General features: G+C 70.3%; 12 protein-coding genes. 5 read left to right on the top strand and 7 right to left on the bottom strand.

Translation table 11 applies throughout. From position 1 onward, the window contains the following. Positions 1 to 2 precede the first annotated feature (2 nt). Both AQJ67_RS01715 and AQJ67_RS01720 read right to left on the bottom strand, forming a co-directional pair. Positions 3 to 614, bottom strand: a complete 612-nt coding sequence (locus AQJ67_RS01715) for a TMEM175 family protein (protein ID WP_208614883.1) — start codon at positions 612 to 614, stop codon at positions 3 to 5. A 65-nt stretch (positions 615 to 679) separates the two neighbouring features. Then, entirely contained in the window at positions 680 to 1,708 is a 1,029-nt protein-coding gene (locus AQJ67_RS01720) for a LacI family DNA-binding transcriptional regulator (RefSeq protein WP_062716152.1), read from the bottom strand. 107 nt (positions 1,709 to 1,815) lie between these two features. On the opposite strand from AQJ67_RS01720, the gene AQJ67_RS01725 reads away from it, so the two are divergent. From AQJ67_RS01725 to AQJ67_RS01740, 4 genes are read left to right on the top strand one after another with little or no spacing between them, the layout of a single operon-like run. Then, positions 1,816 to 2,982, top strand: a complete 1,167-nt coding sequence (locus tag AQJ67_RS01725) for a phytanoyl-CoA dioxygenase family protein (protein WP_062716153.1) — start codon at positions 1,816 to 1,818, stop codon at positions 2,980 to 2,982. A 26-nt stretch (positions 2,983 to 3,008) separates the two neighbouring features. After that, a complete protein-coding gene (locus AQJ67_RS01730) occupies positions 3,009 to 3,785 on the top strand; it encodes an SDR family oxidoreductase (protein WP_062716154.1) in 777 nt (258 codons plus the stop codon). A 58-nt stretch (positions 3,786 to 3,843) separates the two neighbouring features. After that, positions 3,844 to 4,848, top strand: a complete 1,005-nt coding sequence (locus tag AQJ67_RS01735) for a Gfo/Idh/MocA family protein (protein ID WP_062716155.1) — start codon at positions 3,844 to 3,846, stop codon at positions 4,846 to 4,848. Further along, on the top strand, positions 4,845 to 5,867 hold the full coding sequence (locus tag AQJ67_RS01740; RefSeq protein WP_062716156.1) for a Gfo/Idh/MocA family protein: 1,023 nt from the start codon (positions 4,845 to 4,847) through the stop codon (positions 5,865 to 5,867). The genes AQJ67_RS01735 and AQJ67_RS01740 overlap by 4 nt, the downstream gene beginning before the upstream one ends. Positions 5,868 to 5,977: 110 nt before the next feature. On the opposite strand, the gene AQJ67_RS01745 is transcribed toward AQJ67_RS01740, so the two are convergent. Genes AQJ67_RS01745 through AQJ67_RS01765 form a run of 5 tightly spaced genes read right to left on the bottom strand, consistent with a single transcriptional unit; the run spans position 5,978 to position 10,939 of the window. After that, on the bottom strand, positions 5,978 to 7,000 hold the full coding sequence (locus tag AQJ67_RS01745; RefSeq protein ID WP_062716157.1) for a Gfo/Idh/MocA family protein: 1,023 nt from the start codon (positions 6,998 to 7,000) through the stop codon (positions 5,978 to 5,980). A 25-nt stretch (positions 7,001 to 7,025) separates the two neighbouring features. Next, positions 7,026 to 7,928 carry a sugar phosphate isomerase/epimerase family protein gene (locus AQJ67_RS01750; RefSeq protein WP_062716158.1) on the bottom strand — a complete coding sequence of 301 codons (903 nt, stop codon included), beginning with the start codon at positions 7,926 to 7,928 and terminating at the stop codon, positions 7,026 to 7,028. 1 nt (position 7,929) lies between these two features. Then, positions 7,930 to 8,838: an ATP-binding cassette domain-containing protein gene (locus AQJ67_RS01755; protein ID WP_062716159.1), complete on the bottom strand. Its 909-nt coding sequence runs from the start codon at positions 8,836 to 8,838 to the stop codon at positions 7,930 to 7,932. 5 nt (positions 8,839 to 8,843) lie between these two features. After that, the gene (locus AQJ67_RS01760) at positions 8,844 to 9,917 is read right to left on the bottom strand and encodes an ABC transporter permease (protein ID WP_062716754.1); all 1,074 of its coding nucleotides are present in this window, start codon (positions 9,915 to 9,917) and stop codon (positions 8,844 to 8,846) included. 5 nt (positions 9,918 to 9,922) lie between these two features. Then, positions 9,923 to 10,939 carry a sugar ABC transporter substrate-binding protein gene (locus AQJ67_RS01765; protein ID WP_062716160.1) on the bottom strand — a complete coding sequence of 339 codons (1,017 nt, stop codon included), beginning with the start codon at positions 10,937 to 10,939 and terminating at the stop codon, positions 9,923 to 9,925. A 299-nt stretch (positions 10,940 to 11,238) separates the two neighbouring features. Here AQJ67_RS01765 and iolC point away from each other — a divergent pair, with 299 nt between their 5' ends. Next, positions 11,239 to 12,198, top strand: coding sequence for a 5-dehydro-2-deoxygluconokinase (gene iolC / locus AQJ67_RS01770; RefSeq protein ID WP_062716161.1), 960 nt, complete (start codon positions 11,239 to 11,241; stop codon positions 12,196 to 12,198). Positions 12,199 to 12,233 lie beyond the last annotated feature (35 nt).

Below are 12,233 nucleotides of genomic sequence, written 5' to 3' on the forward strand. Positions count from 1 at the left end.
GGTCAGCGCGCCCGGTCCGCCCGTCGGCCGATGGCCATCTTGACCGGTGCCATGGCCAGCCAGAGCCACATGGCCGCGGCACCGACGGCCAGGGCGAGCGGGATGCTGAGGGCGAACACCACCACCGTCACCGCGAGGTCGATCGCGTAGAGCCGGAAGCCCCCGGGCGGCTCGGTCTCGCCGCGCAGCCAGGGGCGCCGGAGCAGGACGAGGAGCACCGCGAGGTGCGCGGTGCCGAGGGCGGCGACGGCCGCCGCGTAGACGGCGACGGACTCGGGCTCCCTGCCGTACTCGGAGAGGAGCTTGGTGGGGAACGGCACCAGGGCCGCGATGCTCAGGCCCACGACGGACAGGGTGATCACCTGCCCGTCGATCTGCCGGACGAAGCCGAAGATCCGGCGGTGTTCGCGCCAGAAGGCGCCGAGCACCACCACGCTGAGCGCGTAGGCCCCGAGGTTCGGGAGCAGTTCGCGCAGGGCGTCGTCGTACTGGTCCGAGCCCAGTCCCCGTGGCACGTCGAAGTCCAGGACCAGCAGCGTGAGGGCGATGGCGAACACGCCGTCGGCGAGGGCCACCAGCCGCTCGGGGTCGCCGTCCGGGTTCGATTTCCACATGTGCACGACCGTAGGGAGCCGGGGCCGTCCAGCCGGTGCAGACGCCACGAGCACGCCCTCGATCGTCACCCGATGGGCGTGGGCATGTTGTACGGCGTCACCACCTGGATCGCCGACGGCAGCGTGGGTCCGGCCGGCGGCAGCGCGCCGTGGGCCCGCATCACGATGTGGCAGGCCTCGCGCATGTCCTGGCGCAGGTCGTGGTGGAGGACGGCGGACAGCCGGTGCTCGCGCAGCAGCCGGGTGTTGTCCTGGTCGAGGTCGTGGGCGACGAACACCGCGCACTCCCGGCCCAGGTCGGCGAAGGCCCGCAGGGTGGCGATGTTGCCGCCGCCGATCGAGTAGACGGCACGGATGTCCGGGTCCCGCTCCAGCGCGGCCCGGACCAGGTCGTACTGGGTGGCGTCCAGGCCCTGGCCCTCGGCGATCTCGACGAGAGTGCGGTCGGGATGGCGGGTCCGCATGGCGCTGCGGAAGCCCATCTCGCGCTCCTCCTCGTTGCGGAAGAAGCCGCTGCTGAGGCTGGTCAGCACGTTGCCGGGGCGGTCGCCGAGCCACTGGCCCATGAGGTACGCGGCGGTCGCCCCGGCGGCCCGGTTGTCGATGCCGACATAGGCGAGCCGGGCGGTGGACGGCAGGTCGGTCACCAGGGTCACCACGGGGATGCCGGCCTCCGCGAGCCGGGCGACGGCGGCGGTGACCTCGGGGACGTCGGGGGCCTTGAGGATCACGCCCTGCGAGCCGCGCCGCGCGATGCGGTCCAGCGTCCGGGTCAGTTCCGGCATCGGCCCGGTCTCCCGGAAGTGGAAGCGTGAGCGCACGACGGCCGGGTGCAGGGACGGCAGCTCGGCCTCCAGGGCGGCGCGCACGGCGGTGGTGAACCGCTCGGGCGCCTGCACCACCATGTCGATCATGAAGGTACGGCCCACCAGGCGGACCTGGGTGCGCTGCCGGTCCAGGTCGGCTATCGCCTGCTGGACCTCCCGCGCGGTGCTCTCGCGCACCCCTCCCCTGCCGTTCAGGACCCGGTCCACCGTGGCCTCGCTCAGGCCCGCCTGACGTGCGATTTCCCGGATCGGGAAGGGGTGGCTCACGCGGTGGCTCCTTGAGGGGTTTTTGATGGGCGGCTGCTGGTTGTTCGACGGGATTGTCATGACAAGAATGGCAGCGCTGAGTCGCCCCTGTCACCGAGAGGACACCGATGTCCTTCACCGCCGCACCCCGCCGGGCCTGGCTGTCCGAGCGCGACTGCGACCTCGCCGGCTTCCGGGAGCTCGTGGAGCGGACGACCGACCTCGCCGACTACCCGTACGCCTCCTTTGTGGAGCGCGAGGTCCTGGTCTACGACAGCGACCGCCTGCGCGAGGCCGACGACCCTCGTGCCGTGGGCGCGGAACTGGTCCGCGCCCTCACCGAGGGACCGGGCATCGCGGTCTTCCAGGGCGCCTTTGCGGACCCGGGGGTCGTCGACCGGCTCAGCGCCGTGTTCGACGCCCTGATCGCCGAGCAGCGCGCCTCGGGCGTCGACGCCGGGGACCACTTCGCCAAGCCGGGCGCCAACGACCGGGTCTGGAACGCGCTGGAGAAGGCGGCCCTCTACGACCCCGAGGCCTTCGCCGACTACTACGCCAACGACATCCTGGCCCTGGTCTCGACCGCCTGGCTCGGGCCCGGCTACCAGGTCACCTCCCAGGTGAACGTGGTCAACCCGGGCGGCGCGGCGCAGACCGCGCACCGCGACTACCACCTGGGGTTCCTCTCGGGCGAGGTCGCGGCCGCCTACCCGGCCCACGTCCACGTCCTCTCCCCCGTGCTCACCCTCCAGGGCGCCGTCGCGCACTGCGACATGCCGGTGGAGTCCGGGCCGACCATGTACCTGCCGTACTCGCAGCGGTACGAGCCCGGCTACCTCGCGTGGCGACTGCCGGAGTTCCAGGCGTACTTCGAGGAGCGTCACGTCCAGCTGCCCCTCGCCAAGGGCGACGCGGCCTTCTTCAACCCCGCACTGTTCCACGCGGCCGGCACCAACCGGTCGGCGGACATCCGCCGGATGGCGAACCTCCTCCAGGTGTCCTCCGCGTTCGGGCGGGCCATGGAGACCGTGGACCGCGAGGCCGTCGCCAACGCCGCGTACCCGGTGCTGCTCCGGCGCCGGAGCGAGGGCGCCGACGAGGCGTGGACGGCGAACGTGATCGCCGCGAGCGCCGAGGGCTACCCCTTCCCCACCAACCTCGACAGCGACCCGCCGGTCGACGGGCTCGCCCCGCCCAGCCAGGCGGACGTCGTACGGCGTGCGCTGCGCGAGGGGTGGACCCCCAAGGCTCTGCGGGACGAGCTGCGGGCCGGCGCCGAGCGACGCCAGAGCTGACCAGAGCTGAAAGGACCCGGACAGACATGGGACTTCTCGACGACAAGGTCGTCCTCGTCAACGGCGGCAGCCAGGGTGTGGGCGCCGCCATCGCGCGGGCCGCCGTGCGCGAGGGGGCGGTCGTGGCCGTCACCGGGCGGCGCGCCGAGCCCGGCGAGGCCCTGGTGGCCGAACTCGCCGCCGAGGGCGGCAAGGCCATGTTCGTACAGGCCGACCTGGCGGACGCCGAGCAGGCGAAGGCCTCCGCCGCCGAGGTCGTCGACGCGTACGGGCGGATCGACTGCCTGGTCAACTCGGCGGGGCTGACGTCCCGGGGCACGCTGCTCGACACCACGCCCGAGCTGTTCGACCAGCACATCGCGATCAACCTGAAGGCGCCGTTCTTCGCCATGCAGGCGGCCGTCTCGGACATGGTCGCGCGTAAGGCGCCGGGCACGATCGTCAACATCATCACGTCCTCGGCGCACGGCGGGCAGCCGTTCCTCGCGCCGTACGTCTCCGCCAAGGCCGGCCTCATCGGGCTGACCCGCAACGCGGCGCACGCCCACCGCTTCGACCGGGTCCGGATCAACGGACTGAACATCGGCTGGACGGCGACGGAGGGCGAGGACGCGACGCAGAAGGCCTTCCACGGCGCCGGCGACGACTGGCGTGACGAGGCCGCCGCCAGGCTGCCGATGGGCAAGCTGGGGCAGCCGGACGAGATCGCCGACTTCGTGGTGTTCCTGTTGTCGGAGCGGTCCGGGGTGGTGACCGGGTCGGTGATCGACTGGGATCAGAACGTCCTCGGTGGCCTGGACTAGAACCTCGTAAGCCCTCGAACCTCCCCTACCGCAAGCCTCGCACTCAAGGAACTGAACCATGCGTATCGGAATTCTCGGCCTCGGCCGCATCGGCGCCTTCCACGCCCAGACCCTCTCCGCGCTCGACTCGGTCGACTCCCTCGTCGTCACGGACCCGTTCGCGGAGGCCGCCAAGGCCGCCGCGGAGCGGTTCGGGGCCGAGGTCGTGGACTCGCCGGAGGCGCTGCTGGCGGCCGGTGTGGACGGCATCGTCGTCGCCGCCGCGACCGACGCCCACCCGGCGCTGATCCTGGCCGGTGTCGAGGCCGGCATCCCCGTCTTCTGTGAGAAGCCCGTCGCGAAGACGATGAGCGAGGGCGTCGAGGTGCTGAAGGCCGTCCAGGGCAAGGGCGTGCCGATCCAGATCGGCTACAACCGGCGCTTCGACACCGGGTTCGTCAACGCCCGTGCCGCCGTGCAGAGCGGTGAGCTGGGCAAGCTGCACACGGTCCGCTCGACCACGCTGGACCCGGCGCCGCCGCCGGCCGCGTACATCGCCGCCTCCGGTGGCATCTTCCGGGACTGTTCGGTGCACGACTTCGACATCATCCGCTGGGTGACCGGCCGCGAGGTCGTCGAGGTCTACGCCGTCGGCGGCAACAAGGGCGCCGACTACATCAAGGACGCGGGCGACGCGGACACCACCGGCGCGATCCTCACCCTGGACGACGGCACGATCGCGGTGGTCTCCAACTCCCGTCACAACGCCCGGGGTTACGACGTCCGCATGGAGATCCACGGCTTCACGGACTCCATCGCCGTCGGTCTGGAGGACAAGCTGCCGCTGCGCTCCGTCGAGCCCGGCGTGACCTTCCCCGCCGGCACTCCGCACGACTTCTTCATGGACCGCTTCACCGAGGCCTACCGCGCCGAACTCACCGCGTTCACCGAGGTCGTGGCCGGCAACCGGCCCTCCCCGTGCACCATTGAGGACGCCCTGGAGGCCGGCTGGATCGCCGACGCGTGCACGCTGTCGCTGCACGAGCACCGTCCGGTGACGATCGAGGAGGTACGGCAGGCATGAACGACCCGAGCCCGGAACCACTGCGCATCGGCGTCCTCGGCGCGGCACGCATCACCGAGCTCTCCCTCGTCGGCCCGGCCCGCACGACCGGCCACCGCCTCGTGGCGGTGGCCGCGCGCGACCGGTCCCGCGCCGAGGCGTTCGCCGACGAGCACGACGTGGAGCGGGTGGTGGACTCCTACGCCGACCTGCTGGCCGACCCCGAGGTCGAGGTCGTCTACAACCCGCTCGCCAACGCTCTGCACGGTCCCTGGAACCTCGCCGCGCTCGCGGCCGGCAAACACGTCCTGACGGAGAAGCCGTCGGCGAGCAACGCCGAGGAGGCGGCCGAGGTACGGGAGGCGGCGGCGAAGGCCGGGACGGTCTTCATGGAGGCCTTCCACTACCTCTTCCACCCCGTCACCCGGCGCCTGCACGAGATCGTCGGGAGCGGTGAGCTGGGCGAGCTCCAGCGGGTGGAGACGCTGGTGGCGATTCCGGCGCCCGACGGCTCCGACCCGCGCTGGTCGCTGCCGCTCGCGGGCGGCGCGGTGATGGATCTCGGCTGCTACAGCCTGCACGCGGTGCGGACGCTAGCGCCGTGGGCGGGCGGTGCGCCACGGCTCGTCTCCGCGCGGGGTGGCGAGCGAGCGGGCGCGCCGGGCGTCGACGAGTGGCTGGACGCCGAGCTGGAGTTCCCCGGCGGTGCGACCGCGTCGGCGCGCTGCCACATGGCGTACGACGAGCTGGAGATGAGCTGCCGGATCGTCGGCTCGGCGGGCGAGGCGTTCGCGCCGAACTTCGTGCTGCCGCACCGGGACGACCGGGTCGTGGTGCGTACGGCGGACGGCGAGCGGACGGAGCGGCTCGGCACGCGCTCGTCGTACACCTACCAGCTGGAGGCGCTCGCCGCGCACATCCGGCGGGACGCGCCGCTGCCGCTGGACGCGGACGACGCGCTCGCGACGATGACGCTGATCGACGAGTCCTACCGGGCGGCGGGCTTCGAGCCCCGGCCGCGCACGGCGCTCGCGGGCTGAACACCCCGACGCCGGGCGGAGCACGGACAGGGGCCGGGGGAAGATTCCCCCGGCCCCTGTCCGTGCTCTCGGCCCCTGTCCAGCGCCCTCGGTCCCTGTCCGGCGCCCTGTCAGGCGTACAGCGCGGGCCGCTCCACCAGGTCCACCGCGACCCGACCGCCGTCCGCCAACGCTCGTACGCCCGCCTCGCACACCGCGGCCACGGCGTACCCGTCCCACGCGCTGGGGCCGGTGACCTCGCCGCGCCGGGTGGCGTCCACCCAGGCCTGGACCTCACGGTCGTAGGCGTCGGCGAACCGCTCGATGTAGTCCTGGGCGATGATGCCGCCCCAGCGGCCGGCCGCGTTGGTGACCATGGCGTGGCCGTCGCCGACGCGGGCGGTGCCGCGTTCGCAGACGACCTCGGCCTGGACCTGGTAGCCGAAGCCACAGTTGACGAAGATCTCGACGTCGACGATCGCGCCGCCGTCGGTCTCGAAGACCACTAACTGCGGGTCCCGGATGCCGTCGGGCGCGTTGCCGGACGGCGCCGGGGCGAGCACGGTGACGGCCGTGATCTCGTGGCCGAGCAGCCAGCGGGTCACGTCCATCTCGTGGGTCACCGAGTCGTTGATGAGCATCTCGGACGTCCAGCCGGGCGGGCTGGCGACGTTGCGGTGCCGGTTGTGCAGCAGCAGGGGGCGGCCCAACTGCCCTGTCTCCAGCAGGGACTTGAGCTTCATGTACTCGGCGTCGTAGCGCCGCATGAAGCCCACCTGGACGCGGCGGTGACCGAGCTTCTGCTCGGCCTCCAGGACCCGCAGCGCGGAGGCCGCGTCGGGGGTGAGCGGCTTCTCGCACAGCACCGGCAGGTCGTGCTCGAAGGCGGTGAGGAGGGCCGCCTCGTGGGCGGGGCCCGGCGAGGCGATGATCACCGCGTCGACGTCGGCCGCCGCCATCGCGGCGGCCGGGTCGGTGTGGGCGGTGCAGCCGTCGACGCGGGCCGCGACCGATTTGGCGCGCTCCGCGTCGACGTCCACGACGGCGGTCACCCGTGCCCCGCTGGTGACCTCCTGGATGCGGCGCACATGGTCGGCGCCCATCTTTCCGGTACCGATGACTGCGACTCCGAGCGTGTGCGGACGCTGGGTCATGGTGATCGGCCGTCCTTTCGGTTCGTCAGGCGCCGCAGGACCTCAGGAACTTACGGGTACGCACCGCGATGGGCAGCGGCTTGTCCGGCTCGCAGGGGTACATGTCCTGCTCGACGATCGCGAACAGGTCCACGTTGAGCTTCTGCGCGGCCGTCAGGACCGGACCCAACTCGGGTACGCCCGCCGGGGGTTCGCACATCACGCCGCGCTGGACGGCGGGGCCGAACGGGATCTCGTTCTTCACCACGTCGGCGAGGATCTCCGGGTCGACCTGCTTGAGGTGCAGATAGCCGATGCGCTCGCCGTAGGTCTCGATCAGCTTGACGCTGTCGCCGCCGCAGTAGGCGTAGTGACCGGTGTCGAGGCAGAGGTTGACCAGGTCGGAGTCGGTCGAGTCGAGGAAGCGCTCGACGTGGTCCTCGGTGTCGATGTGGGTGTCGGCGTGCGGGTGCACGACGATGTCGAGGCCGAACCGCTCCTTCACCTCGTGACCGAGGCGCTCCATGCCCTTGGTCAGGTGCGCCCACTGCTCGCCGGTGAGCTCCGGCGGCTCCAGGATCTCGGCGGTCTTGTCGTCCCGCCAGAACGACGGGATGACGACCAGGTGCTTGGCGCCCATGGCCTGGGTGAGGGACGCGACCTCGCTGACGTGCTCCCAGGTGGAGTCCCAGACGGAGGGGCCGCGGTGCAGACCGGTGAAGATCGTGCCGGCCGACACCTTGAGGTTCCGCTTGTTGATCTCGTCGGTGAGGCGGGCCGGGTCGGTGGGGAGGTAGCCGTACGGGCCGAGTTCTATCCAGTCGTAGCCGGCCTCGGAGACCTCGTCGAGGAAGCGTTCCCAGGGCACCTGTACGGGGTCGTCGGGGAACCAGACGCCCCAGGAGTCGGGGGCCGAGCCGACCCGGATTCGGTCGAGGGCGGGGGGCATGTCAGGACTTCCCTTCAGTGGACGCCACGGGTGCGGTGAGGTCTTCCTCTTCGGGGAGTTCCTCGACGTCGACGCCGCGGACCTGGCTCAGTTCGTGCTTGAGCGCGGCCAGTTCGGTGCCGCCGGCCATGTGGTTGGTGAGTTCTTCGAGGCTGACCTCGGAGCGGGAGGCGTTCAGTTCCATCGTGCCGAGGCGCAGGACGCTGAAGTGGTCGCCGACCATGTAGGCGTGGTGGGGGTTGTGGGTGATGAAGATGACGCCCAGGCCCTTCTCGCGGGCGGCGGCGATGTACTTCAGCACCACACCGGACTGCTTGACGCCGAGGGCGGCGGTGGGCTCGTCCAGGATGAGGACGCGGGCGCCGAAGTAGACGGCGCGGGCGATGGCCACGCACTGGCGCTGGCCGCCGGAGAGGGTGCCGATGGGCTGTTCCAGGTCGTCGAGGACGATGCCCATCTCGCGCAGTTCGTGATCGGCGGTCTTCTTCATCTTCTCGATGTCGAGACGCCGGATGGGCCAGGGGCCCTTGGTCATCTCGGAGCCGAGGAAGAAGTTGCGCCACACCGGCATCAGCGGGACGACGGCGAGGTCCTGGTAGACGGTGGCGATACCGGCGTCCAGGGCCTCGCGCGGGGTGGAGAACCGCACGGGTGCGCCGTCGACGAGGAACTCGCCCTCGGTGTGCTGGTGCAGGCCCGAGATGATTTTGATCAGGGTCGACTTGCCGGCGCCGTTGTCGCCCAGGACGCAGGTGACCTGGCTGGGGAACACCTTCAGATCCACGCCGTGCAGAGCGCGGATGTTGCCGTACGACTTGCCCGCACCGCGCAGTTCGACGATCGCGGCGTCCTTCTCCGGGGCCTTGTCCTGGAGGATGGCACCGTGTGTGCCGGTCTTCTCGGTGGTCATTCGGGTCACCTCCTGGTCGCTGTGCGCTGGACCCACAGATTGATGAGGACGGCGCCGAGGAGCATCACGCCGAGGAAGGCCTTGAACCAGTCCGGGTTCCAGCCGGCGTAGACGATGCCCTGCTGGACCATGCCGAACATGAAGGCACCGAAGACCGGGCCGATCGCGGAACCGGCACCACCGGTCAGCAGACAGCCACCGATCACGGCCGCGGCGATGTAGATGAGCTCCTGGCCCACGCCCTCGCCGGACTGCACCGTGTTGAACGAGAACAGCTGGTGCATGCCGACGAACCAGGCACCGAAGCCGACCAGCATGAACAGCGAGATCTTCGTGAAAGTCACCGGGACACCGACGGCCCGGGAGGAGTCCTTGTTGCCGCCGACCGCGAAGATCCAGTTGCCGTACTTGGTACGCAGCAGCACCCAGGTGGCGATGGCCGCGAAGACCAGCCACCACACGACCGTGATCTTCACGTTGACGCCGCCGACCTCGAAGGACGAGGCGAACAGCGCCTTGGCCTGGTCGAAGCCGTCCATGTCGCTGATGTCGTCCGTGGCGACGTTGCCGGTGATCGACTTGGTGACCGCGAGGTTCACGCCCTGGAGGATCAGGAACGTGCCGAGGGTGACCAGGAAGCTCGGCAGGCCGGTCTTGACCAGCAGCCAGCCGTTGAACAGACCGATCGCGAGGGACACGATCAGGGCGACGATCACGCCGACCCAGACGTTCATGCTGAGCTGGTAGGCGGTCATGCTGGCCGTCAGCGCGGAGGTGATGACGGCGACACCGGCGGAGAGGTCGAACTCGCCGCCGATCATCAGCAGCGCGACCGGCAGGGCCATGATCCCGATGGTCGACGACTGGTACAGGATGTTCGCCATCGAGCTGCCGTCACGCACGGCCGGGGCCGTGATGAGGAAGAAGATCAGCACCGCGACGGCGCCGAGGAAGACGCCGACCTCGGGACGGGCGAGAAGGCGCAGCGCCAGGGGCCGCTGCCGGGTCCGCCCGTCGGATTCCTTGCCGGGGCCGGGGGCCGGCGGTGAGGTCACCGCCGGCTCAGCCTGTCGGGTCATGTTCGTCACCGAGTGCCCTTCGCAGCGAACTTGTCGATCTGCTCGACATTCGTCTTGTCGACGAAGGCAGGTCCGGTCAGCACCGGCGCCTCGCCGCCGCCCATGTAGTTGCCGTTGTTCTTGTAGAGCCACAGGGAGTCGATGGCCAGGTAGCCCTGGAGGTAGGGCTGCTGGTCGACGGCGAACTCGATGTCGCCCTTGCTGATCGCTCCGGTCAGTTCCTTGTTCAGGTCGAAGGTGGCGACCTTCGCCTTGCTGCCCGACTCGTCCACGGACTGAGCGGCCGTCAGCGCGTACGGGGCGCCGAGGGCGACGACGTAGTCGATGTCGCTGTCCGTCTTGAGCTTGGCGGTGATCGTGGACTTCACGGACGGCATGTCCGTGCCGTTGACGTTCAGGGTCTCGGTCGTGCCCTCGAACGTCTTCTTCACCCCGTCACAGCGCTGGGTGAGGCCGATGTTGCCCTGCTCCTGGACGACACAGACGGCCTTCTTGGCGCCGGCCTCGTTCAGGCGCTTGCCGAGCGCCTCGCCGGCCACCGTCTCGTCCTGGCCGAAGAACTCCATCAGGCCGAGCTTCTGCCACTCGCTCACACCGGAGTTGAGGCCGACGACCGGGATGTTCGCCGCCTCCGCCTTGCTGACGACGTCCTTCAGGGCGTCCGGCTTGGCCAGGGTGATCGCGATGCCGTCGACCTTCTGGTCGATCGCGTTCTGCACCAGGTTGGCCTGGTTGCCCGCGTTCGGGTCGGCGGAGTAGATCAGCTTGATGTTGTCCTTCGCGGCGGCCGCCTCGGCGCCCTTGCGGACGATGTCCCAGAAGGTGTCACCGGGTGCCTGGTGGGTCACCAGGGCGACGGTCATACGGGGAGTGTTGGCCTTGCCCGCAGAAGCGTTTTCCCCGCCCTCCTCGGCCTGCTTGCCACCGGAGCTGCTGGAGCAGCCTGCAAGGGTCAGCGTGGCCGCGGCAGCCAAGGCCACCATGGGGGCCAGCTTGCGGGAGCGGGGGGTGTAGCGGTCCATCTTTCCAGCACCTCACTGTGCGACGGGGTGTGCGACGGGGGGAAAGGGATGATCACTGGATTCCATGGCCCGGGCCTTCGGGAAGTCCGGGTCGTGTGCCGTGGGACACGGCACGTTCGCTGACACGGGATCCAATCCCTGGATGCGCCCGCTGTCAATACTTTGTTAAGACATCATTTCACGCTCAGGTCCGAATGTAAGTACAAAGTATTGACAGCGTCGGCCTCCACGACCTACACCTTGGAGGCGGCAGGCCCGATGGGACCCGCACCCCCAGTCCAGCTGTAGGAGCGTCGCGCATGGCCGAGTCAGCCAAGTCCTTCGACTTGATCACGATGGGAAGGATAGGAGTCGATCTCTACCCCCTGCAGTCTGGCCTACCTCTGGCGCAGGTGGAGACGTTCGGCAAATTCCTCGGAGGCTCGGCCGCGAACGTCGCGGTGGCCGCCGCTCGGCTCGGTCGCGACACCGCCGTGCTCACGCGCACCGGCGACGACCCGTTCGGCGCGTACCTGCACGAGGCCCTGAAGGGCTTCGGCGTCGACGACCGCTGGGTGACGCCCGTCGCGGCGTACCCGACGCCGGTGACGTTCTGCGAGATCTTCCCGCCGGACGACTTCCCGCTGTACTTCTACCGGCAGCCTAAGGCCCCTGACCTGGAGATACACTCCGACGAACTGGACTACTGGGCGATCCGCTCGGCCCGTGTCTTCTGGATCACCGGCACCGGCCTGAGCGAGGAGCCGAGCCGCTCCGCCACCCTCGCCGCCCTCAAGGCGCGCGACAAGGCAGGCACCACGGTCTTCGACCTCGACTGGCGCCCGATGTTCTGGCGCGACCCCGAGGAGGCCCGCCCGTACTACGCCGAGGCACTGCGGCACGCCACGGTCGCCGTCGGCAACCTCGACGAGTGCGAGGTCGCCACCGGCGTCCGTGAGCCCCGCGCCTGCGCCGAGGCACTGCTGGCGGCCGGCGTGGAGCTGGCGGTCGTAAAGCAGGGCCCCAAGGGTGTGCTGGCGGTGCATCGCGACGGTACGGAGGCCGAGGTGCCGCCGGTTCCGGTCGAGGTGGCCAACGGCCTCGGCGCGGGCGACGCCTTCGGCGGCTCGCTGGTGCACGGGCTGCTGGCCGACTGGGACCTGGAGCGCGTCATGCGCCACGCCAACGCCGCCGGCGCCCTCGTCGCCTCCCGTCTGGCCTGCTCCTCCGCGATGCCCACCGAGTCCGAGGTCGAGGACCTCCTCGCCCAGGCGTCGTGACGGCCCACCGAGCCATCCCCGAACGGAGCTTTTCC

This window comes from Streptomyces caeruleatus (assembly GCF_001514235.1).
GTDB lineage: Bacteria > Actinomycetota > Actinomycetes > Streptomycetales > Streptomycetaceae > Streptomyces > Streptomyces caeruleatus.

What these genes read in the sequence shown, in the direction of transcription:
- AQJ67_RS01715 (WP_208614883.1), bottom strand. Translation starts at nt 614, where the DNA reads ATGTGGAAATCGAACCCGGACGGCGACCCCGAGCGGCTGGTGGCCCTC.
- AQJ67_RS01725 (WP_062716153.1), top strand. Translation starts at nt 1,816, where the DNA reads ATGTCCTTCACCGCCGCACCCCGCCGGGCCTGGCTGTCCGAGCGCGAC.
- AQJ67_RS01730 (WP_062716154.1), top strand. Translation starts at nt 3,009, where the DNA reads ATGGGACTTCTCGACGACAAGGTCGTCCTCGTCAACGGCGGCAGCCAG.
- AQJ67_RS01735 (WP_062716155.1), top strand. Translation starts at nt 3,844, where the DNA reads ATGCGTATCGGAATTCTCGGCCTCGGCCGCATCGGCGCCTTCCACGCC.
- AQJ67_RS01740 (WP_062716156.1), top strand. Translation starts at nt 4,845, where the DNA reads ATGAACGACCCGAGCCCGGAACCACTGCGCATCGGCGTCCTCGGCGCG.
- AQJ67_RS01745 (WP_062716157.1), bottom strand. Translation starts at nt 7,000, where the DNA reads ATGACCCAGCGTCCGCACACGCTCGGAGTCGCAGTCATCGGTACCGGA.
- AQJ67_RS01750 (WP_062716158.1), bottom strand. Translation starts at nt 7,928, where the DNA reads ATGCCCCCCGCCCTCGACCGAATCCGGGTCGGCTCGGCCCCCGACTCC.
- AQJ67_RS01755 (WP_062716159.1), bottom strand. Translation starts at nt 8,838, where the DNA reads ATGACCACCGAGAAGACCGGCACACACGGTGCCATCCTCCAGGACAAG.
- AQJ67_RS01760 (WP_062716754.1), bottom strand. Translation starts at nt 9,917, where the DNA reads ATGACCCGACAGGCTGAGCCGGCGGTGACCTCACCGCCGGCCCCCGGC.
- AQJ67_RS01765 (WP_062716160.1), bottom strand. Translation starts at nt 10,939, where the DNA reads ATGGACCGCTACACCCCCCGCTCCCGCAAGCTGGCCCCCATGGTGGCC.
- iolC (WP_062716161.1), top strand. Translation starts at nt 11,239, where the DNA reads ATGGCCGAGTCAGCCAAGTCCTTCGACTTGATCACGATGGGAAGGATA.